At 39.4% G+C, this 20101-nt stretch carries 23 protein-coding genes; 19 read left to right on the top strand and 4 right to left on the bottom strand.

Annotation, left to right across the window (positions count from 1 at the left end; all coding sequences use genetic code 11):
- Positions 1 to 24 precede the first annotated feature (24 nt).
- The gene (locus AC0KUU_RS19775) at positions 25 to 147 is read right to left on the bottom strand and encodes a hypothetical protein (protein WP_286206801.1); all 123 of its coding nucleotides are present in this window, start codon (positions 145 to 147) and stop codon (positions 25 to 27) included.
- 172 nt (positions 148 to 319) lie between these two features.
- Here AC0KUU_RS19775 and AC0KUU_RS19770 point away from each other — a divergent pair, with 172 nt between their 5' ends.
- Together AC0KUU_RS19770 and AC0KUU_RS19765 are read left to right on the top strand one after the other, a co-directional pair.
- Positions 320 to 703, top strand: a complete 384-nt coding sequence (locus AC0KUU_RS19770) for a MerR family transcriptional regulator (protein ID WP_025751010.1) — start codon at positions 320 to 322, stop codon at positions 701 to 703.
- Between the two features lie 20 nt (positions 704 to 723).
- Positions 724 to 1170, top strand: coding sequence for a GNAT family N-acetyltransferase (locus AC0KUU_RS19765; protein WP_043981356.1), 447 nt, complete (start codon positions 724 to 726; stop codon positions 1168 to 1170).
- A 315-nt stretch (positions 1171 to 1485) separates the two neighbouring features.
- Here the strand turns inward: AC0KUU_RS19765 and yjcZ are convergent, their stop codons facing one another.
- Complete coding sequence (gene yjcZ / locus AC0KUU_RS19760) at positions 1486 to 1635, bottom strand: sporulation protein YjcZ (protein ID WP_014459214.1); 150 nt, start codon at positions 1633 to 1635, stop codon at positions 1486 to 1488.
- 515 nt (positions 1636 to 2150) lie between these two features.
- On the opposite strand from yjcZ, the gene AC0KUU_RS19755 reads away from it, so the two are divergent.
- The 3 genes from AC0KUU_RS19755 to AC0KUU_RS19745 all read left to right on the top strand — a co-directional run bounded on the left by AC0KUU_RS19755 (position 2151) and on the right by AC0KUU_RS19745 (position 4595).
- Complete coding sequence (locus tag AC0KUU_RS19755; RefSeq protein ID WP_237074370.1) at positions 2151 to 2459, top strand: hypothetical protein; 309 nt, start codon at positions 2151 to 2153, stop codon at positions 2457 to 2459.
- A 346-nt stretch (positions 2460 to 2805) separates the two neighbouring features.
- Positions 2806 to 3378 carry a GNAT family N-acetyltransferase gene (locus AC0KUU_RS19750; protein WP_043981357.1) on the top strand — a complete coding sequence of 191 codons (573 nt, stop codon included), beginning with the start codon at positions 2806 to 2808 and terminating at the stop codon, positions 3376 to 3378.
- A gap of 80 nt (positions 3379 to 3458) precedes the next feature.
- Entirely contained in the window at positions 3459 to 4595 is a 1137-nt protein-coding gene (locus tag AC0KUU_RS19745; RefSeq protein ID WP_043981358.1) for a GAF domain-containing sensor histidine kinase, read from the top strand.
- A 57-nt stretch (positions 4596 to 4652) separates the two neighbouring features.
- Here AC0KUU_RS19745 and AC0KUU_RS19740 read toward each other — a convergent pair whose 3' ends face one another.
- On the bottom strand, positions 4653 to 5426 hold the full coding sequence (locus AC0KUU_RS19740; RefSeq protein WP_322552264.1) for a DUF2628 domain-containing protein: 774 nt from the start codon (positions 5424 to 5426) through the stop codon (positions 4653 to 4655).
- Positions 5427 to 5618: 192 nt separating this feature from the next.
- Here AC0KUU_RS19740 and AC0KUU_RS19735 point away from each other — a divergent pair, with 192 nt between their 5' ends.
- The 7 genes from AC0KUU_RS19735 (at position 5619) to AC0KUU_RS19705 (ending at position 11577) form a co-directional block, all read left to right on the top strand.
- Complete coding sequence (locus AC0KUU_RS19735) at positions 5619 to 5963, top strand: YunG family protein (RefSeq protein ID WP_043981360.1); 345 nt, start codon at positions 5619 to 5621, stop codon at positions 5961 to 5963.
- Between the two features lie 14 nt (positions 5964 to 5977).
- Positions 5978 to 6856 (top strand): PhzF family phenazine biosynthesis protein, encoded by an 879-nt coding sequence (locus tag AC0KUU_RS19730; protein WP_322552263.1) that lies wholly within the window; start codon positions 5978 to 5980, stop codon positions 6854 to 6856.
- Between the two features lie 163 nt (positions 6857 to 7019).
- Positions 7020 to 7694 carry a response regulator transcription factor gene (locus AC0KUU_RS19725; protein WP_043981362.1) on the top strand — a complete coding sequence of 225 codons (675 nt, stop codon included), beginning with the start codon at positions 7020 to 7022 and terminating at the stop codon, positions 7692 to 7694.
- Entirely contained in the window at positions 7691 to 9073 is a 1383-nt protein-coding gene (locus tag AC0KUU_RS19720; RefSeq protein ID WP_043981363.1) for a sensor histidine kinase, read from the top strand. The genes AC0KUU_RS19725 and AC0KUU_RS19720 overlap by 4 nt, the downstream gene beginning before the upstream one ends.
- A gap of 72 nt (positions 9074 to 9145) precedes the next feature.
- On the top strand, positions 9146 to 10231 hold the full coding sequence (locus tag AC0KUU_RS19715) for an ABC transporter permease (RefSeq protein ID WP_322552262.1): 1086 nt from the start codon (positions 9146 to 9148) through the stop codon (positions 10229 to 10231).
- A complete protein-coding gene (locus AC0KUU_RS19710; protein ID WP_322552261.1) occupies positions 10231 to 10926 on the top strand; it encodes an ABC transporter ATP-binding protein in 696 nt (231 codons plus the stop codon). The genes AC0KUU_RS19715 and AC0KUU_RS19710 overlap by 1 nt, the downstream gene beginning before the upstream one ends.
- Positions 10927 to 11187: 261 nt before the next feature.
- On the top strand, positions 11188 to 11577 hold the full coding sequence (locus tag AC0KUU_RS19705) for a VOC family protein (protein WP_043981366.1): 390 nt from the start codon (positions 11188 to 11190) through the stop codon (positions 11575 to 11577).
- Positions 11578 to 11644: 67 nt separating this feature from the next.
- On the opposite strand, the gene AC0KUU_RS19700 is transcribed toward AC0KUU_RS19705, so the two are convergent.
- A complete protein-coding gene (locus AC0KUU_RS19700; RefSeq protein ID WP_322552260.1) occupies positions 11645 to 11950 on the bottom strand; it encodes a hypothetical protein in 306 nt (101 codons plus the stop codon).
- 128 nt (positions 11951 to 12078) lie between these two features.
- Between AC0KUU_RS19700 and AC0KUU_RS19695 the strand changes: the two genes are divergently transcribed.
- From AC0KUU_RS19695 to fsa, 7 genes are all read left to right on the top strand, one after another.
- Positions 12079 to 12645, top strand: coding sequence for a GNAT family N-acetyltransferase (locus tag AC0KUU_RS19695; protein ID WP_322552259.1), 567 nt, complete (start codon positions 12079 to 12081; stop codon positions 12643 to 12645).
- Positions 12646 to 12977: 332 nt separating this feature from the next.
- Entirely contained in the window at positions 12978 to 13832 is an 855-nt protein-coding gene (locus AC0KUU_RS19690) for a GAF domain-containing protein (protein ID WP_043981368.1), read from the top strand.
- A 248-nt stretch (positions 13833 to 14080) separates the two neighbouring features.
- Positions 14081 to 14452 (top strand): hypothetical protein, encoded by a 372-nt coding sequence (locus AC0KUU_RS19685; RefSeq protein WP_043981369.1) that lies wholly within the window; start codon positions 14081 to 14083, stop codon positions 14450 to 14452.
- A gap of 441 nt (positions 14453 to 14893) precedes the next feature.
- Positions 14894 to 16396, top strand: a complete 1503-nt coding sequence (zwf, locus tag AC0KUU_RS19680) for a glucose-6-phosphate dehydrogenase (RefSeq protein WP_165574923.1) — start codon at positions 14894 to 14896, stop codon at positions 16394 to 16396.
- A 28-nt stretch (positions 16397 to 16424) separates the two neighbouring features.
- Positions 16425 to 18419, top strand: a complete 1995-nt coding sequence (gene tkt / locus AC0KUU_RS19675; protein ID WP_322552258.1) for a transketolase — start codon at positions 16425 to 16427, stop codon at positions 18417 to 18419.
- A 30-nt stretch (positions 18420 to 18449) separates the two neighbouring features.
- On the top strand, positions 18450 to 19343 hold the full coding sequence (gene gnd, locus AC0KUU_RS19670; RefSeq protein WP_322552257.1) for a phosphogluconate dehydrogenase (NAD(+)-dependent, decarboxylating): 894 nt from the start codon (positions 18450 to 18452) through the stop codon (positions 19341 to 19343).
- Between the two features lie 49 nt (positions 19344 to 19392).
- On the top strand, positions 19393 to 20061 hold the full coding sequence (fsa, locus tag AC0KUU_RS19665; RefSeq protein WP_014459236.1) for a fructose-6-phosphate aldolase: 669 nt from the start codon (positions 19393 to 19395) through the stop codon (positions 20059 to 20061).
- Positions 20062 to 20101 lie beyond the last annotated feature (40 nt).

The following is a 20101-nucleotide window of genomic DNA, read 5'->3' as shown; positions in this document are numbered from 1 at the left end:
CGTTTTACGATAAGTAACTACTGGTTAAGCTAGAAAAAGATTTAGCAGCAGCTCAATTATTTTTGTGACGCCAAGACCTAACAAAAAGGCAATAAAACCGCCAATTACAATGGTAAGCATCATGTGAGCAGTATTCATCGTATTCATCGTATTCATCCTTTCAGGTTTAAATATATGTTGCTTGCTGCTTGTACAAAAAGTCTGCAGCATAAAGAGCTCAATGAAGAAGACTATAAAAGAATAAATCCTCGAGATAACTAGAGGTCAAGACAAACTCATCATGTTTTTCTGAGAAGTTTAAGGTGTAGGAGGAAGCAGTATGACGTATACCATTTCACAAGTGGCAAAAAAATTGAACGTGACAATTTATACCATTCGCTATTATGATAAAGAAGGGCTTTTTCCATTTTTAGATCGTACAGCGTCAGGGAATCGTATTTTTAAAGAACAAGATATTGAATGGATTGATTTAATCTGCTGTTTAAAAAGCACAGGTATGCAAATCAAGGACATTCGGACGCTTATTGAAAACTGTACGCTTGAAAATGCCGTGCTTGATAAAAGCCTGCAAATGCTGATGGATCATAAAAAAGCGGTACAAAAAGAAATCGAAGAAATCCATCACAAGCTTGAGACGATTGATTATAAAATTAAGCACCTGCCGGAAATGTACGAGCGAATTGTTAACAAGCCTTCAAACTAAACAAAAAAGGAAGCGTAAAAATGATCGAAAAAGTAGTACCTCTCACTGCAGAGAATATGCAGCAGTGCATTAACTTGTATATGAATGTATTTACAAAAACACCTTGGAATGAGCCGTGGACAGAGAAATCTGCTAGAGAAAGGCTGACTGATTTACTGAACACACCTAAATTTATGGGCTATTTATTTTATGACCAAGGAGAGTTGATTGGAATGATTGCAGGTCACGCGAAAAAATCATACAGTAGTATGACCTTTTACGTGGCCGAGCTTTGCGTCAGCGCAAGCGCGCAGGGAAAAGGGTACGGTTCAGCTATCTTAAGCCGGTTTGAGAACGAACTTCAAAAACACGAGATTAACAGCTTGTATCTCTTGACGGCGACTGGAGGAGCTGCACAGGCTTTTTATGAAAGAAACGGCTATAGTGTCAATGATCAGCGCGTTGTCTTGAAAAAAACGTTTGTTTAATGTTTAGCACCTACATAGAGCAGGAAGAGAGTTGCAGAGTGACTCTCTTTTTAATTAATCTTTTTATCTATTAATATGTAGAAGAAAAGGAAGTATGAACAAGAAAAATAAGGTGATGGGAAGAAGCAGACAAGAAACGGCAGATTAAAAAGATCTATTTTTTTTATAATAGTTAGCCTTATTATGACCTGGTTGATAAGCACATTTAAAAACAGTGCCCATTATGTGGACACTGCTTTTTCATAATAAAGTGGAAAGCTAGCTTTTGGTAAAAAAATTAGCAGAAATGAAGCTGTTCATCATTATTTCTAATGATTAGCAACCGCCAAATCCTCCCCAGCAAGCACAGCCGATGATGATTAATAAAATGAATAATACGATGATTAAAGCAAAGCCACTGCCAAATCCGCAGCCGCCACCGCCGTAACCGTAACCGCCATAACCACAGCCACCATAGAAGCCCATATATTTCACCTCCAAGTTCTGAGTACATTTTTAACATATGCCTGAAATGCAAAAATGCTCCAAAAATATCCAACGATTTCAATGAAAATAAAAAAAGATAAGAAAATAAGATGGACACGGTACTTTTTTTCGCTTTCTACATAGGATGAATCATCCCAAGATCTCATATATGAGCCCCCATGTTATAACAAAGCAGGCTAATACCACTTCCTCCTTAGCCTGCGTACATAATGAAGGAGAAGCCGAAGAATTTTTTCTTCGGCTTCTTATTTTTTACTATGAAATAAACACGTTAGTACTTTCCCTATACCATTCTAAGTCAGGGTCCGCTTCTTTTTGTATGTATTAGGTACTAAAGAGAAATCAAGCTCATTTTCATATAAACCTAGTAATTTTCTTTTTTTCGTAATTCTTTTCCCTTATTTTCAGCATAACCAAGATATTTGCCCAAGACAGCGGATAGGTAAATGCATATTCATGGGTGAAAGCAAAAACAAAAAACGGAGGTTTCTCTTATGAATTCAGAAATGCATTTTTTTCCTACTATGTATTCTCAAGATCATCATCAACTTCAACAAGCAGATGAAAGGTTTATTGGCAGACCGTTTGGCTTTGGCAGACCGTTTGGTTTCGGACGCCCGTTTGGCTATGGCTTTGGCAGACCGTTCGGCTTTGGCTTTGGAGGTCCATTTTTAGGAGGGTTAGCAGGAGGGCTAGTAGCAGGTTCACTGTTATCACCATATGGCTTTGGCGGCTACGGTTACGGTGGTTATCCTTATGGTGGCTTTGGCGGTTACGGCTATGGCTTCGGCGGCTGCTGTTAAACGTAAATAAAAGAAAAATCTCAGAAGAAATATTTTTCACATCATTCTTTTCTATAAAGAAATCTGTTTTGGAACGTAAGGCTTTATATCCATCCACAGTTAATCAGAGCGTGTACCCCACTTAATATCAAAAACCATCTGGTGAGTTTCCAGGTGGTTTTTGATTTTTACATAGGGAAGAAATAAAAAATAGCGGCAGAAAGAGATAAAGAAAAGATGTTAGAATCGTGCTTTTTGTTCTTTACATTACAGTAAGAAACGCTTACTATGTGAGAAAATGGAAATGTTAATGAAGCATTCTTTTTACATAACTTTCTGTGAGAAGTAAAAGAGGGAGAGACATAACATGATCGAAAGTCATACTATTTATTTACGCCCGTTAACTGTCAGCGATGCGCACGACAGCCTTCGATTGCAAAAGGACAATCGCGGCTTTTTTGAACAGTTTTCTATGATTCGAGAGCATTCTTTTTATACGTTAGAGAGCCAAGTAGAAAAAATTCAGCGTCACGAAGAGAATAGAAAAAACGATGAAGAATACTATTTTGGTCTTTTTCAAAAAGAGAATAATAAGCTGATTGGCACCATTAGTCTTTTTCAAGTGCTGCGCGGATCTTTACAAAGCGCGTTTATCGGCTATTTCCTAGATCAGCATCATAATGGAAAAGGGTACGCAACAGAAGCCGTAAAAGCACTTGTTGACTATGCGTTTGAAGAGCTGCATCTTCACCGCATTGAAGCCGGCGTTATGCCACGTAATTTGCCTTCTCAGCGCGTATTAGAAAAAGCAGGTTTTCATAGGGAAGGAATTGCTAGAAAAAATGTAAATATTAATGGCATATGGGAAGACCATCAAGTCTTGGCTATTCTTAACCCTAATGATGAAATAGAAGAAATAAACGAGTTCTTAAAATTTTGATATACGTTTTTACATTTAAAATTTATAATGAGAATAAGAGAATAGAACAGTCTATATTTAAATAGTAGGTGACTAAGGTAATGGAAGAGAGGAACATCAATGAAAAAGCCGTTTGGGATGTATTGCAGATGGCTAGCGAAGTAGTCGGAAGCAGGACGCTGTTTGTAGGGATTTTCGACGAACAATTTTCAGTTATGAAAGCCTTTAATAAAGAAGGGGGAAGCCTTGTAGAGGATGGACTGACGCTGCCGTTAGAGCTTGCGGTATGCAACTTAGTTACATGTGATGAACCCCTTGTTATTCCCAATACAAAACGCGATGTTAGAACGTCTAATTTAGCCATCATTGATGGTGCCCGGGTAGGTTCTTATTTAGGAACACCGATTGTGCTAGAAGACGGGAGAATGTTTGGTACCTTATGTGCGGTCGATCCGGATCCTTATCAGTTTAGCGAAAGTGAAATTCAAGGGTTAAACCGGCTGGCTGGTATTTTGTCTCATATTATTTATAAAAATCAAGCGGCTGTTTTGCCGAAAATTGAAGAGAAAATTCTGCAGCTTGATAAACTGGCGCTCGTAGGGCAGCTAGCAGCAGGATTAGCGCATGAGATTCGAAACCCAATGCAGTCGGTGCGTGGCTTTATTCAATTTTTATTTAATGAAAATGAACAGGCAGAGCCTTTTCAAAAAATTGTTCTTGATGAACTGGACCGCATGAATGAACTTATTAACAACTTCTTGCTTGTCACGCAGCCAACAGCGCCTAAAAAAGAAATCGTATCGATTGTAGAAGTTATTCATGATACCGTTGCTTTCTTGAAAAGTGAAGCTGCGCTATATAATGTCGAAATGAACGTAAGAATAGAAGGAGCCATTCCCCTTGTATCAATCGATCCTGCTCAAATGAGACAAGTGTTTATGAATCTTTTGAAAAACGCCATTGAAGCAATGGAGAAAAAGAAACGCGGGGAAGTAAATCTTATTATCAAAGAATGGGAAGATTGGGCTCTTATTGACATTCAAGATACCGGTTCTGGGATTCCGCTATCCATTATTAATAAAGTAGGAAATCCATTTTTCTCAACAAAAGATGGAACAGGCATGGGGTTAGGGCTTTCTATTTGTAAAACGATCATCAACGAGCATAACGGTAAGCTTGCGATTGAAAGTGATGAGAACGGGACAGTGGTGACGGTTAAGCTGCCTTTGACGCTTTAAGATAAAACAAAAAAGAAAGGAGAGTAAGCACTCATCCTTTCTTTTTTGCTGACCTTTTTAATATGCTGAACTGTCTTCAATCCAGTATTCATAGTCTTCCGCATCTTTTTTATTTAACTTTTTGCCGTTGATGTAAATTTTGTCCCACTCGTAAATTTGTTTATCCAAATAAACGTTAAACACAATGCGCACATGCTCTTTTTCTGTATAATCGTAGCCGGTAAATTGTACAACGTGATGACGGCCTTCTTGCTTGATGTAGGTCCATTTTGGATGATCGTTGTACGTTTCAAGCGTAATTGCTTCGTCGCCGTAGCGAACTACATCTTTAATATTCGTTTTTGTTGGTAAAAATGATAATCCTGCTCCGACTCCAAAAGTAATCACAAGCGCTAAGATGCTTAAACCAATAGCAATTCCGATGTGAGTGCCGCCTTTTATTTGCAGATAAGCTTCTTTCCGCTGCTCCGGCTGAGCTCCGACTCGAGCTAACACGTTTTTAACGTGCTTATAATACCAGCGGTTGGCACATAGCCCTGTAATAAGTGAAGCACCGCCGAACACAATTGCATCGGACCACTCTGGTATGTCTACAAAGCACAAAAGGGAAAACCAAATTACCTCAATAAGCGTTAAAATAAAAAAGTGCTTATACATTTTTCGGTATGCAAACCAAGCGCTTGTCAGAAAAAAGGCTGCCCAGTTCCACGTGTTGTTTTTAGCTGGATTAGCTGTTTTTCCCCACTTCAAATCATAATAGGACGTATTTGTTCGAACTACTTTATGCTCTTCTTCAAAAGACATGAGTTCATCTACTGCTTGTTCTTCCATTTAAAACACCTTTCATTGGTTATAATCTATCATCTAAAATGACTCTATTATTATACATTATTTCTAGTATTTTTCTATTCTTCCTTAAATTATTTTTAACGTAAAAGAATATTTGCGCTGTTGGTTTTTTAACGGGAACTTTCATAAAAAAGAAGAATATGGTAGATTTGAAGAAAAAGGAGCTCCTTGAACATGAATCATTTAAAGAAAGCCCTGTACCAATCGTGGTCAATTCATTCAAGCACAAAGTGGACGGCTGACAATCCTTCTAAGGGACAGTGCGGCGTGACAGCTCTTGTCGTTCAAGATATTAAAGGAGGATATATTTTAAAAACTCCGTGTAAAGAAGGATGGCATTTTTATAATCAGCTTGATGAACAGCGCTATGACTTTACACAAGAACAATTTCCTGAGTCTCTCCAATATGCAGACATTTTATCCAGTCGGGAAGAAGCGTTTATGGATACCAATAAGGAGCAATATGAGGCTTTAAAGAAAAACGTAATGACCTATTTTATACATGAAAATTTGCTTTAGAAAGGAACACATAAATGAAAAGTATTCAGTATTCCATTGTTGATGTATTTGCACAGAGAAAATATACGGGAAATCAGCTCGCTGTTTTTAAAGACGCAGGAAGACTTTCAGATAAAGAGATGCAGCAAATGGCTAAAGAAATTAATTTTTCTGAAACGACGTTTATCACGTCTTCTTCTGCAAAAGGAGAATATAACGTGCGGATTTTTACGCCTAATGAAGAAGTACCGTTTGCAGGACATCCGACGCTCGGAACCGCTCATGTTATCCGAGAAGAACTAGAAGAAAAAGATACAGAGGAACTTATTCTTCATTATAAAGCAGGTCCTACGCCCGTTACATATGATGAACAAAAAGATGTGCTGTGGATGACACAAGGTCAGCCGACGTTTGGGAAAGTGTTAGATAAAAAGCAAGTTGCGGATGTGTTAAACCTTGATGAAGATTATATCGATATGCGTTTTCCCGTTCAAGAAGTATCCACCGGTCTGCCGGTCATCCTTGTCCCGTTAACATCATTAGAAGCAGCTAAAGAGATACATGTAGACAAAGAAAAATATTTCAAACTGATAGAAAATACAGAAGCGAAAGCGATTATGGTCTTTTCGCCGGAAACCTATCACCAAGATCATCAGCTAAACGTACGAGACTTTGCCGACTACTACGGCGTTCCAGAAGATGCAGCAACCGGCAGCGCCAACGGCTGTTTATCAGCATATTTAGTTAAATACCGTTATTTTAATCAGCAAGCTATTGACATACGTGTAGAACAAGGATACGAAATAGGAAGACCTTCACGGCTGTATGTAAAAGCTAGTTATGATGGAGAAGCTTTTTACATTAAAGTAGGCGGAAAAGTAGAGATGATTGCGAGAGGCGAATGGATTTTGTAACAAGCCGTTCATCTGCTGTTCACAATAAGTTCTTATCCTAATAAAAACGCAATAGGACCACGGCGTTTGGTTACACTAGTAAACAGATAGATACTGAAAGAATAAGTGATGGCGGCCAAAAGGCCGCCATTTTAAATGGTTGATAAAAGGAGTGGCAGAAAAAATGATTCACATTTTACTGGCGGATGACGATGAGCATATGCGGCAATTAGTTCGTCACTATTTGCAGCTTGAAGGCTATATGGTGCATGAAGCAAAAGACGGAGAGGAAGCTTCGGGTCTGCTTGCTAAGCAGCACATTCATTTAGCGGTTGTCGATATTATGATGCCTCATAAAGACGGATATGAAGTTTGCGAAGAAATACGCAGCTATTATGATTTTCCCATTATTTTATTAACAGCAAAAGATCAGCTCGAAGACAAAGAAAAAGGCTTTTTAGCAGGAACAGATGACTATGTGACAAAGCCGTTTGAACCAAAAGAATTGATTTTCCGAATCAAAGCACTGCTTCGCCGATACGAAGTGGTAAATGAAAAGATGATCGTGCTAAACAACACCTCTATCGACCGAAAAAGCTATGAAGTGCACTGCAGCGGACGACTATTAATTCTTCCAATGAAAGAATTTGAATTATTAGCTCAGCTCGCGAGCTATCCAGGAAGAATTTTCACAAGAGAAGAATTAATTCACCTGATATGGGGAGCGGATTTTAACGGAGATAACCGCACAATCGATGTACACGTGAAAAGGCTGCGCGAAAGGTTTGAACATACCGATGATTTTGTCATTACGACGGTTCGAGGCGTCGGCTATAAGCTTGAGGTGAGGGCAAAATGAAGACGCTCTATTTGCGGATTGTTCTGACTACCATTGCTGTAATGGTATTTAGCAGTCTCCTAGCGTTTATTTTAGCAAACGTTTATTATCAGTACAGCTTAAAACCTTATAACGATCAAAAGCTTACGCGTATGGCAAAAGACATTGGGAGCTTTTACGAAAGCAATAGGGGCGTGGATCAACAAGCTTATTTACAGCATATTAGTAAATTGGGCTATCAAATATATGTGGTGGACAGGAGCGGACATGAGACGTTTTACGGACGGGAATTTAGAAATCAGCGCTTAGAAAAGAGTGCTGTCAAACAAGTACTGGACGGAAAAATGTATCACGGAATTGCAAACTTTCCTTCACAGGTGTTTGTGACGGGATTTTTTGATAATGTGTTAGCCAATAGCATCGGCGTGCCGTTAAAAGGAGAAAGTAACAAGCAGCAAGCGCTGTTTATTCGCCCTGATATTCAGCTGCAGTTCGGGGAAATGCGCATTTTTTTCTCGGTCATTTTACTGCTGATGATTGTATTAAGTATTTTATTTGTACTTATTAGTACGCGTTATTTAGTAAAGCCAATTGTCAAGCTAACGGAAGCGACAAAACAAGTGGCAAAAGGAAAATACAACGTCGAGCTGTACGTAAAGCGCCGAGACGAAATCGGCGCGCTTGCTTCACATTTTTCCGAGATGGCTAAAAGTTTAGAGCAGCTTGAAGAGATGCGCCAAGAATTTGTATCCAACGTGTCACATGAAATTCAGTCTCCGCTGGCGTCCATTCAAGGATTTTCGAAAACGCTCCGTTCTGCTAATCTTTCAGATGAACAGAGAAATGAGTACCTGTCTATTATTGAAGAAGAAAGCCGGCGCATGTCGTCACTCAGCAAACAGCTGCTTACGCTTGCTTCACTTGATAAAGAAAGTGAGCATATCGAAAAAAGTACGTTTGATGTTGCAGCTCAAATCAAGCAAGTGCTGTTTATGACGGAGTGGAGCTGGCGTGAAAAAGAGCTGGCTATTGAAATGGATCTTCCTTCAACGATGATTTCAGGCGATCAAAAACTGCTTCATCAAGTGTGGACAAATTTGATTACAAACAGCGTAAAGTTTACGGAAGAAGGAGGAACGCTCTCTCTTCGCGTTGGCATGGAAGACACGCATTGCCACGTGGAATTTCAAGATACGGGAATCGGTATGTCAAAAGAAAGCCTCCCGCATATTTTTAATCGTTTTTATAAAGAAGATAAAGCAAGAAGCCGGACGGAAGGAAGCAGCGGTCTTGGCTTAGCGATTGTAAAGCAAATTGTCGAAATGCACGGAGGTTCCATTCACGTTGAAAGCGAAAAAGGAAAAGGCAGCACCTTTCACGTTTATCTTCCGAAAATGTAATGAGCCGTTCATCTTCCATTCATTTTCTATTTTTATACTTTAAATAGAATTAAAAAAGGAGATGAAAGAAACATGTTTTTGGCTTTACGTGAATTGAAACATGCGAAGCTGCGCTACTTACTCATTGGCGTGATTATGGTGTTAATTGTATGGCTTGTGCTTTTTGTATCAGGCTTAGCAAAGGGGCTTTCCTCTGACAATGCTTCAGCTGTTCAAGAAATGAAAGGAAATTACGTTGTGCTTCAAAAAGAAGCGGATCAACGCCTGACGCGCTCTGTTTTATCCATAAACAAAACAGAAGATATTCAACAGCTAAGCGGCAAGAAAAATGCTGAGCCGCTTGGTGTGATGATGACAGCAATTATAAATGAAGGAAAAGCCAAAAAAATAGACGCCTCGTTTTTTGCCATAAGCACAAGCGGCTTTTTAGCTCCGAACGTAACAGAAGGGAAGATGATTACGGACGATGCGAAACATGAAGCCGTGGCGGACTCTTCGCTAAAAGAAGAAGGAGTAAAGCTAGGTGATATGATAAAAGATACGGCTTCAGGAAAAAGCTTTAGAATTGTTGGTTTTACAAAAAATCAGTCGTTTAGTCACGCGCCTGTTATTCATATTAATTTTACAGAGTGGAAGACAATTGAAAGCACAGGTGCCTTTAATGCAGTGGTGTTAAACATGAACGATAAAAAAGCACATGCTCTTCAAAAAAAGAAGTGGGACATTGATGTGATTAGTAAAGATGAAGCGTTAAAAGGAATTCCTGGCTATCAAGAAGAACAAGGCTCGCTTTTAATGATGGTCGCGTTTCTGTTTATCATTGGCGCTTTTGTATTAGCCGTTTTTTTCTACGTGATGACGCTTCAAAAAATGAATCAGTTTGGGGTGTTAAAAGCGATAGGAGCAAAAACAAGTTATTTAGCGCGAACGATTTTATCTCAAGTGGTTGTGTTAACTTTATGCAGTCTCGCTATTAGTATTGGACTGACGTACGGAGTAGCTGCCATTTTGCCTGATTCGATGCCATTTCACTTGGATTTATCGCTAATCGCCGGCTGTTCGGCGCTGTTTGTAGCTGTTTCTGTACTGAGTTCATTATTGTCGTTGTATCGCGTAGCAAAAGTAGATGCAGTTGAAGCGATTGGGAGGGCTGTTTAATGAGTGAAGAAAAATTAGTTTTAGAGAGTGTTAGCAAGTCATTTGGAGACGGAGAAAACGCTGTAGTCGTGTTAAATGACCTATCGCTGCGTGTAAAAGCAGGAGAGCTTGTGGCGATTGTCGGTCCTTCTGGTTCCGGGAAAAGTACCTTTTTATCCATTGCAGGCGCGCTGCTGTCGCCGTCTAGCGGACGTGTGATTATTGACGGAGACGAGATTAATAAAATGTCTCCATCACAAATGAACAGCATTCGCCTGAAGAAAATTGGCTTTATCTTTCAAGCAGCTAATTTAATTCCGTATTTAACGGTTCACGATCAGCTTCTTCTTGTCACGGAACTAGAAGGAAGTCGAAATAAAGAAGCGAAAAAAAGAGCGGATGATTTGCTTGAAAAACTAGGGCTTGCTCATCGAAAGCATCACTATCCTGAAAGTCTATCGGGCGGAGAACGCCAGCGGGCAGCGATTGCAAGAGCGTGGATGAATAACCCTGAAATTATCTTTGCAGATGAACCGACGGCAAGCTTGGATTCAGAGCGAGGAAGAGCAGTCGTGCAAATGCTCGCAGATGAAGTAAAGCTAAGGGGCAAATCAGCTGTAATGGTTACGCATGACCAAAGAATGCTGGATTTATGTGATCGCGTTGTGTGGATGGAAGATGGAAAATTAGTAGAATCAAACAGCGTGCAAGTTTAAAAAAGTGCTGCTCTTGACAAGAGCAGCACTTTTTTTGCGTTCTTCATTGTGCATATATTTGTCGTCTCAATTTGGAGCTTCCATACATTTGCTTCTTTATTAGTAGATGGGTTAGTTATTCATATTCCACTTCTTTAAAAAGCGTATAGCCAAAATAAAACAACGCTATTTAGGAAGGAAGAAAATAAGAAACAGGAAATGAAAAGGCAATGAAGAAATAGTAAAAAGGTGATGAAACGATGAGAAAAAGGAGTGAAAGCAATGATTAAAAAAGTCGGTCAAATTATGGTGTATGTAAACGATCAAGATCAAGCGGTAAAGTTTTGGACAGAAAAAATGGGATTTCAAGTTATGTCTGAACAAAATAATGAACAAGGCATGAAGTGGATTGAGCTAGCGCCGGTAGCGGGTGCTGAAACAACTATTATCCTTCATAACAAACAGCTAATAGCAAAAATGCAGCCAGAGTTAAATGTCGGGACTCCTTCGCTGCTGTTTTTTACAGAGAATGTGGATGAACTATACGGAGATTTAACAGCTAAAGGCGTAACAGTGGGAGAAATCGTATCCATGCCTTCAGGAAAAGTCTTTAACTTTTCAGACAGTGAAGATAACTATTTTGCAGTTATGGAAACCGTAAGTAATAAATAGAAGAAAAACAAAAAACACCGGGAGCATATACATTCTTCTCGGTGTTTTACAGGCAAAACAGGAGGAATTACTCTTGATTATCATTAGTGAAATTAAATTCAGTTAGCTTATTTCGCCCGTACTTTCCTGCGATTTGTCCTTCTTGATTAGCATTTTGCCCGCCGTTTTTGGCAATCTGTCCACCTTGAGATGCGTTTTGCCCGCCGTTTATAGCAATTTGTCCGCCTTCATATGCAATATTTGTATAATAATTAATGGTTACACAGCATGTTTTTTTCTTGCGCGGACGCTTTTTAAAAGAATAATCGCTTGCTACATAATATTTGTCATCTGCTGAATTGTAGTAGCAATAATATTTTTTTATAGGATTCACTCCTTTCATCATAACTACTATATTTTATTCGTTATGCAAAGGTGTGCTTGTACACACGTGTATTAATATTCGCTTTATTTCTACAGAACGTAATAAGCTATTTTATAAGTCAAGGAGTGATGCTTCTCATGATAAAACTAATAGGAGAAAAAGTGTCGTTAAGAGAAGCGACACAGGAAGACGTTAATGAACTTTATTACTGGAAGTACGAAGAAAAAAAACAAGAAGCAAAAAAGTGGAATGCTCCGTACATACCAGAACGAAGATTCACGAAAGAAAAGTATATAAACTCATGGAAAAAAGAATATGAGCTTTTTCCGTCAGTTCCTCGAATACTTGCGATTATTATTAATGAAAAAACGGTGGGGACCGTGAGCTGCTATTGGGTGGACAAGCATACAAACTGGCTGGAAACCGGAATTGTCATTTACGACCCAGACTATTGGAGCGGAGGATACGGAGCGGAAGCTTACCGCATGTGGGTTGATTTTTTATTTGAATCTACACATTTACATAGACTCGGTATGTCCACATGGTCAGGCAATATCAGAATGATCAAAACAGCGGCAAAAATAGGTATGAAAGAAGAAGCAAGAGTCAGAGAAGCACGTATCGTAAACGGTGAATATGTTGATAGCATCAAAATGGGAGTGCTGCGAAGGGAATGGCACAAAAAGGTGCAGCAGGAGCTCTAATACCCTGTGTGCTATGTTTTCCTGTAAACGTTTGTTTTTTATCCATAATTGAACTAAGCAGTTTAGTTTGATATATCCTAATACGGGGAATAGAGGGGAGATGGGCACGTGTAAGATTTTTATATAATTTAAAACTTCTTCTTTCATGAACGGAAGAAGTTTTTCTTATGTGAAATCATGTCATATGTCAAATCTAGCATGTATAAGATAGAAAAGAGGCAATATAGCCGTACTCTCTCCTACTACAAAAAAGTTAGAAACAAACTGTGTGTATCTTTATGAAAGAATGCACTTATGGCAGAGAGAATGATGGTTGCGATGGAGGTAACTAGATGAACGTTGATGGAGAAAATAAAGTTCCTCATTTTTATTCACTGCGGTCTGTTTCGCAAAAATTATTTGAGGTTATTACCAAACAGCTGAATGTCCGCACAACGTACGTAACTAGAAAAGGAGAAACAGCGATGACGGTCCTCAGCTCATATAACGAGAAGGAAGAAATTATTCCTGAAGGATACAGCGTTGAATACGGAGGTACATACTGCCGCTTAATCATTATGAATGACGGAGACGTTATGCATACGGCAAATCTGATGAAGGATGCCGTTACCAGACAGCTAGAAGTAACGGATCAATTGCAGGTAAAAGGTTTTTTAGGTGTTACATTAAAAGATTTAAAAGGAAATGTATTTGGAACACTCTGTGTAATGGACAAGCAAGAAAAAGAATTTTCAGGAGAAGATATTGCTTTTTTACAATCAATGGCAGGTATCTTATCTCATATGATCGATCTGGATGAAACACGATATCAGATGGGGTTTTTAAGTGTCCCAATCATTCCGATTACAGAAGGTGTTTCGATTCTTTCTCTTCAAGGTATTATTGATAAAGAGCGTGCGGATCAGATTATGACAGATGTGCTTCACGATGCAGCTCATAATGAAATAGATTACTTTATCATTGATTTATCGAAGCTGCTTCTGAGAGAAAAAGAGTTTCCGAATTTCTTCTTAAAAATGATTACAGCACTTCAGCTCATGGGTGCTCAAGCAGTTATAACAGGTGTAACGCCCACATTTGCGAAAGAGCAAATTAAAAATCATGATTTGAAAAACTTACAGTTAAAAGTCGTGAAAAATATTCAACAAGCTCTTCAATGTGTGGGGTATAACTTAATCAAAACATGAAGCAAGCCTTAGCTCTATGAGCCAAGGCTTATTTTTGTGTATGTATATAACAAGCTGGTATGATCAGAAGCTGTGAAAGCATCAAATGCAGCATAAAGTGAATATAGATAAAGAATATAACTTTATTGAAGCCTTGCGTGATGATCATTACGCATCTTTTGACGGTGTAAGAAATAGCCGCGGGAGAGGCCTGCGTATGGCTGATGATCTTTTTTGTGGTATGCAAAAACATCATGGGGGGGAAATACATGCGAGTAAACTTCAAAAGGTCCGCACAAGCGGGTGTGAATATGAAAAAGAAACAGCCGAGAACACTTCAGTCCACGTTAAACACAATAGGGATACTTATGTTTATTGGAATCTTGATCAGGTGGTGGACCGTGCCGTTTGCCGTTAGTAAGGATCTCCGAATTTACTATAATCAAGATTTTCAAATGACATTGAATGAGTGTAAAGAGTTTCTTGCATTCGTTTTATGCGCAGCAAGCGTGTATTTTAGTTTAGTAAACGTCTACTTTTTAGGAAAAACAGGTAAAAAACTAGTCTATACCGTTCTTGTTTTACTGGCTGTTTTTAACCTCTATATGATGCTTGCACTTCTTGCTGTAGCCACACATTAAAGGCGTGCGTGCAGCTTAAAAGAAAGAGGTCAAACTTCCTTTCTCTTTTAAAGTGCTTTGCGATTTTTTTATGCGAAAAACAGATAGAACTTCAAACATCTTCATTAGTTGAGCTTTCATAGCACTTCCACCTTTTGATATTTTTCACCTGACACACATGTAAATAGTATGTATGTTTTTACTTTCATACAACTCTATCAAATCCATTAAAACAGTTTTATTTTTTAAATTCAACCGAAAAGTATTTTCATTATTTTTCCATAAACTAAACGAGATAAGCTGCTATAAGGTTTAAACCAAAAAAGAAAATTGAAATGATTTTTTACGAGTTTAATATCTTGACGAAAAAATATTTCAGGAATAAGATATGTTACATAAAGTAACGAGTGAAAGAAAAGTTACTTTTAAAAGATTATATTTTTCCTAACAGGAGGAAGAGATATGGAAGCGATGACTTTTGTTTTATTCGGTTCAACAGGTGATTTAGCGAAACGCAAAATTTATCCTGCACTCTATAATTTATTTGTAGACGGGAAAATCCCTAAATCAATTTCTGTTGTGGGATTAGGCAGAAGGGAGATGTCCGATGCTGATTTTCAGAAAAAAGTAAAAGAATCTATTCATACTTTTTCACGTCGCATCGAAAAAGATTCATCTCTTATGGAGCATTTTCTTTCAGCTTTTCGCTACAGCCAATTGGATGCAACGAATGCTGAAGACTATAAAAGTGTGTTAAATCTAGTAGAAGCACGAGAAGCAGAACTAAATATTCCAAGCAACCGAATGTTTTATCTCTCCGTTGCACCAGAATTTTTCGGTACGATCGCCGAGCATATTAAAAACAGTGGCTTAGGTGCTACAAAAAGTTGGAAACGGTTAATTATTGAAAAACCATTTGGTCATGATCTACAGTCAGCTCGTCAATTAAACGAAAACTTAAGCAAAGCGTTTAAAGAAGAAGAGATTTACCGCATTGACCACTATCTTGGCAAGTCGATGGTGCAAAATTTAGAAGCGCTGGAATTCGCTAATCCTATTCTTCAATCATTATGGAATAACGAACATATTGCGAATATACAAATTACAGCAAGTGAAACGGTCGGTGTAGAGGAAAGAGCAAGCTATTATGACCATTCAGGAGCCATTCGAGATATGGTTCAAAATCACATGCTGCAAATGCTGATGATGACGGCTATGCACTTACCGGCTCGCATTAGCGCTGATGATATTCGAAACGAAAAAATAAATGTGTTAAAAGCGCTTCGTCCGCTTGTGAAAGAAGATATGGATCTAGACGTTGTTCGCGGTCAATATGAGGCCGGAAAAATAAACGGGTCTTCAGTAGAGAGCTACGTAAATGAGCCGGGCGTATCACCATCTTCTCAGACGGACACGTTTTTAGCAGCCAGACTATATATCGATAATTCGCTTTGGAAAGGCGTTCCTTTCTACATTCGTACAGGGAAAAGAATGGCGGAAAAAGCGACGCGAATTGTTATTGAATTCAAAGACTCGTTAAAAGAGTTGTACTTAGACAAAGGAGAAACAACATCTCCAAACCTGTTGATCATTGAAATTAACCCGCATGAAAATATTACGCTGCAGTTGAACAGCAAAAACCCATTTAATCATGGTCATATTGAGCCTGTACAAATTAATTTTTCAGGTCAGCAAGAAGGAGCACCTGAAGCATATGAACGCCTTATTGCAGATGCATGTGCCGGAGATTCTACATTTTTTGCTCATTGGAAAGAAGTAGAGCTAGCTTGGGAATGGGTTCAGCCGCTTCTTGAAGCGTTTGAGGAAAATACAGTGCCGCTTTATAAATATGCAGCTGGTTCACACGGCCCTGATGCATCACATGCACTTTTAGAAAAAGACGGTTTTAAATGGTGGCTGGATGAAGAAACAGCGCGCCGATCACGCGAAGTACAGCCAGTTTAATACAAACAAAGCGAAAGAAGGATGACACATGAGTACCAACATAGACACACTTGCAGTTAATACGATTCGCACCCTGTCAATCGATGCGGTGAACGCAGCCAATTCAGGCCACCCTGGGCTTCCAATGGGAGCGGCTCCGATGACCTATGCGCTATGGGCGAATCACTTACAGCATAATCCGGCAAATTCAAGCTGGTTTAACCGAGATCGTTTTATCTTATCAGCCGGTCATGGCTCAAGCTTGCTGTATAGCATGCTTCATTTAAGCGGATACAATGTATCAATAGAAGATTTAAAAAGCTTTCGCAAGCTAAACAGTAAAACACCGGGACATCCTGAATTTGGCCATACGGACGGCGTGGAAGCCACAACAGGTCCTTTAGGTCAAGGAGTTGCAAATGCAGTCGGAATGGCAATGGCAGAAGCTCATTTAGCGGCAAAATTTAACCAGTCAAAATTCCCAGTCATTGATCACTATACGTATACGTTAGTAGGCGATGGTGACTTGATGGAAGGCATTTCTTATGAAGCAATGTCCATGGCTGGCCATATGAAGCTTGGTAAACTTATCGCTTTATATGACTCCAACGATATTTCGTTAGACGGGGAATTAAATCTTTCGTTTAGTGAAAATATCCAGAAAAGAGCGGAATCTGCAAACTGGCAGTATTTGCGTGTAGAAGATGGAAATAACGTAGATGAAGTCACAAAAGCCATCGAAAAAGCGAAGCAGAACACCGAGCAGCCAACGCTTATTGAAGTGAGAACAATTATTGGCTACGGAAGTCCAAAAGTAGCGGGAACAAATAAAGCACACGGTAATCCGCTTGGAGAAGAAGAAGCAAAAGCAACAAAACAAGCCTACGGCTGGAAAGCTGAAGAAAACTTCTATGTTCCAGAAGAAGTAAAAGCCCATTTTGAAATGCTAGAAGAAAAAGGGATGAAAGCAGAAGCAGAGTGGAACGAGCTGTTTGCTTCTTACCAAAAAGAATACCCTATGCTCGCTGATGAATTAGAACGTGCCATCACAGGCGAAGCGTTAATTGAAGTGAATGATATTTTAACATTCTCATCAGAAAAAGCGATTTCGACTCGTGTTGCAAGCGGAGAAGCTATTAATTATTTCACTAAATTTGTGCCATCTATTTTTGGAGGCAGCGCTGATTTATCGCATTCCACGATGACGGACATTAAAGAAGAAGGCCCTTACGCACCAGGATATTTCGGAAATCGAAATATTTATTTCGGCGTACGTGAACATGCAATGGGAGCGGCCGGAAATGGAATGGCCCTTCACGGCGGTGTGAAGCCGTTTGTCAGCACATTCTTTGTTTTTAATGATTACTTGCGTCCAGCGATTCGTTTAGCTGCACTGCAAAAGCTGCCGGTCACGTATGTGTTTACTCATGATTCCATAGCAGTAGGAGAAGATGGACCGACTCATGAGCCCGTTGAACATTTAGCTTCTCTTCGTGCAATTCCCGGGCTTACCGTAATCCGTCCGTCTGATGCAAACGAAACAGCTAGCGCTTGGGCTTATGCGCTTCAGCAAGCGGAAGGTCCTGTAGCCTTAGTGCTTAGCCGTCAAAACTTGCCTGTGTTTGAAGAAACAAAACAAAATATCACTGACCTCACTAAAGGAGCTTACGTATTAACCGAAACAAACGATAAGCCGGAGCTGATTTTTATCGCTACAGGTTCTGAAGTAGCACTAGCGATCAGTGCTAAAACTCAGCTAGAACGTGAAGGTACATCTGTTCGAGTTGTAGCAATGCCTAGCTGGGAGCTGTTTACCAAACAGTCAAAAGAGTATCAAGAGTGCATCTTGCCTGAATCTGTTTCAAAACGAATCTCTCTAGAAATGGGAATTTCACTTGGCTGGGAACGCTTTGTAGGACCAAAAGGAAAAGTGATAGCAGTTGACACATTTGGTGCTTCAGGAACCGGAGCTGATGTGATGAAGCTGTTTGGATTTACAGAAGAAAACATAGTGGCACAAGCAAAAGAATTGCTAAAGGCTTAAATAAGAAGATAAATAGAAGGAGCTGTTCACATGAAAGTAGGATTAGTTGGTTTAGGGAAAATGGGGATTAACTTAGGACAAAACTTATTGGATCAGCGTCATGACGTTGTAGCATTTGACGTAAATTCAAACGCAGTGGAACAAATGAAAGAGTATGGTGCTTCAGGAGTATCAAGCTTGCAGGAGCTTGTTCAGTCACTAGAAACACCAAGAGTTGTATGGCTGATGGTTCCTCATACGGTTGTTGATTCTGTTATTAGTGAAGTGAAGCCTCTTTTAGCTGAAGGAGATATCGTAATTGAAGCCGGAAACTCTCATTACAAAGAGTCTATTCGACGCTATAACGAGTTAAAAGAAAACAAAATCCGCTTTATGGACGTTGGAACATCTGGCGGAATGGAAGGCGCTCGTAACGGAGCTTGTTATATGATTGGCGGAGATCGTGAAGCGTGGGAAATTGTTGAACCTATCTTCCGCGATACAGCAGTAGAAAACGGATATCTATACGCTGGTGAAGCAGGCAGCGGCCACTTTTTAAAAATGGTTCATAACGGCATTGAATACGGCATGATGGCTGCAATCGGAGAAGGATTTGAAGTTCTTGAAAAAAGCCAGTTCGACTATGATTACGAAAAAGTGGCGAGAGTATGGAACAATGGATCTGTTATTCGTTCATGGCTAATGGAATTAACAGAAAATGCATTCTCTAAAGATACTAAGCTAGATGACATCAAAGGAGTTATGAACTCTTCTGGTGAAGGGAAATGGACGGTAGAAACCGCTCTAGACCTTCAAACAGCTACGCCGGTTATTGCAATGTCTTTACTGATGCGCTATCGCTCGCTTGAAGATGATACCTTTACAGGAAAGGTAGTTTCCGCACTTCGAAATGAGTTTGGCGGTCATGCTGTGGAAAAGAAATAACAAGTGAAATAGTGGGTATAGTAAAAAAAACTAATGGAGGAATGAAAAAATGAAATTTTTTATTGATACTGCAAACCTTGACGATATTAAAAAAGCATACAAAGTGGGCGTTTTATCTGGCGTCACAACAAACCCTTCTCTTGTTGCAAAAGAAGGCGTAAAGTTTGAAGATCGTATTGAAGAAATTTTAAAAACTGTTCCAGAAGTAGAATCCGTTTCAGCAGAAGTGACACCGGATGCCGAAACAGCAGAAGACATGATTGCGCAAGCAGAAGAACTAATCAAAATTAATGGCGGGGATCAAAATATTACGATTAAGCTTCCAATGACAATCGCTGGATTAGAAGCGACTCGCTACCTTGCTAAAAAAGGTGTAAAAACAAACGTAACGCTTATTTTCACTGTGAACCAAGCGCTTTTAGCAGCTCGTGCAGGTGCAACATATGTATCTCCATTCCTTGGTCGCCTTGATGATATTTCAGAAGACGGCGTACAGCTTGTGGCTAAAATTGCCGAGTTGTTCCGCATTCAAAATATTGACTCTCAAATCATTGCGGCTTCTGTAAGACATCCGGATCACGTTACACGCGTAGCCCTTGCCGGAGCTCATATTGCAACGATTCCATATTCAGTAATCGAGCAGCTTGTTAAACATCCTTTAACCGAACAAGGAATCGAAAAATTTGCGGCTGATTGGAAAAATGCTGTTCAAAATTAAGTAAAAGATAAAGAACGTGCGCATTCTAGAAAAAGAATGC

It is taken from the genome of Priestia sp. ST2 (genome assembly GCF_055810735.1).
The sequence above is the reverse complement of the archived record's forward strand: the minus strand, read 5'-3'. Positions and strand labels throughout refer to the sequence as shown.

What these genes read in the sequence shown, in the direction of transcription:
- AC0KUU_RS19695 (WP_322552259.1), top strand. Translation starts at nt 12,079, where the DNA reads ATGATAAAACTAATAGGAGAAAAAGTGTCGTTAAGAGAAGCGACACAG.
- AC0KUU_RS19730 (WP_322552263.1), top strand. Translation starts at nt 5,978, where the DNA reads ATGAAAAGTATTCAGTATTCCATTGTTGATGTATTTGCACAGAGAAAA.
- AC0KUU_RS19715 (WP_322552262.1), top strand. Translation starts at nt 9,146, where the DNA reads ATGTTTTTGGCTTTACGTGAATTGAAACATGCGAAGCTGCGCTACTTA.
- AC0KUU_RS19690 (WP_043981368.1), top strand. Translation starts at nt 12,978, where the DNA reads ATGAACGTTGATGGAGAAAATAAAGTTCCTCATTTTTATTCACTGCGG.
- zwf (WP_165574923.1), top strand. Translation starts at nt 14,894, where the DNA reads ATGGAAGCGATGACTTTTGTTTTATTCGGTTCAACAGGTGATTTAGCG.
- AC0KUU_RS19725 (WP_043981362.1), top strand. Translation starts at nt 7,020, where the DNA reads ATGATTCACATTTTACTGGCGGATGACGATGAGCATATGCGGCAATTA.
- AC0KUU_RS19775 (WP_286206801.1), bottom strand. Translation starts at nt 147, where the DNA reads ATGAATACGATGAATACTGCTCACATGATGCTTACCATTGTAATTGGC.
- fsa (WP_014459236.1), top strand. Translation starts at nt 19,393, where the DNA reads ATGAAATTTTTTATTGATACTGCAAACCTTGACGATATTAAAAAAGCA.
- AC0KUU_RS19685 (WP_043981369.1), top strand. Translation starts at nt 14,081, where the DNA reads ATGCGAGTAAACTTCAAAAGGTCCGCACAAGCGGGTGTGAATATGAAA.
- AC0KUU_RS19765 (WP_043981356.1), top strand. Translation starts at nt 724, where the DNA reads ATGATCGAAAAAGTAGTACCTCTCACTGCAGAGAATATGCAGCAGTGC.
- AC0KUU_RS19705 (WP_043981366.1), top strand. Translation starts at nt 11,188, where the DNA reads ATGATTAAAAAAGTCGGTCAAATTATGGTGTATGTAAACGATCAAGAT.
- tkt (WP_322552258.1), top strand. Translation starts at nt 16,425, where the DNA reads ATGAGTACCAACATAGACACACTTGCAGTTAATACGATTCGCACCCTG.
- yjcZ (WP_014459214.1), bottom strand. Translation starts at nt 1,635, where the DNA reads ATGGGCTTCTATGGTGGCTGTGGTTATGGCGGTTACGGTTACGGCGGT.
- AC0KUU_RS19720 (WP_043981363.1), top strand. Translation starts at nt 7,691, where the DNA reads ATGAAGACGCTCTATTTGCGGATTGTTCTGACTACCATTGCTGTAATG.
- AC0KUU_RS19750 (WP_043981357.1), top strand. Translation starts at nt 2,806, where the DNA reads ATGATCGAAAGTCATACTATTTATTTACGCCCGTTAACTGTCAGCGAT.
- AC0KUU_RS19710 (WP_322552261.1), top strand. Translation starts at nt 10,231, where the DNA reads ATGAGTGAAGAAAAATTAGTTTTAGAGAGTGTTAGCAAGTCATTTGGA.
- AC0KUU_RS19770 (WP_025751010.1), top strand. Translation starts at nt 320, where the DNA reads ATGACGTATACCATTTCACAAGTGGCAAAAAAATTGAACGTGACAATT.
- AC0KUU_RS19740 (WP_322552264.1), bottom strand. Translation starts at nt 5,426, where the DNA reads ATGGAAGAACAAGCAGTAGATGAACTCATGTCTTTTGAAGAAGAGCAT.
- AC0KUU_RS19735 (WP_043981360.1), top strand. Translation starts at nt 5,619, where the DNA reads ATGAATCATTTAAAGAAAGCCCTGTACCAATCGTGGTCAATTCATTCA.
- AC0KUU_RS19745 (WP_043981358.1), top strand. Translation starts at nt 3,459, where the DNA reads ATGGAAGAGAGGAACATCAATGAAAAAGCCGTTTGGGATGTATTGCAG.
- gnd (WP_322552257.1), top strand. Translation starts at nt 18,450, where the DNA reads ATGAAAGTAGGATTAGTTGGTTTAGGGAAAATGGGGATTAACTTAGGA.
- AC0KUU_RS19755 (WP_237074370.1), top strand. Translation starts at nt 2,151, where the DNA reads ATGAATTCAGAAATGCATTTTTTTCCTACTATGTATTCTCAAGATCAT.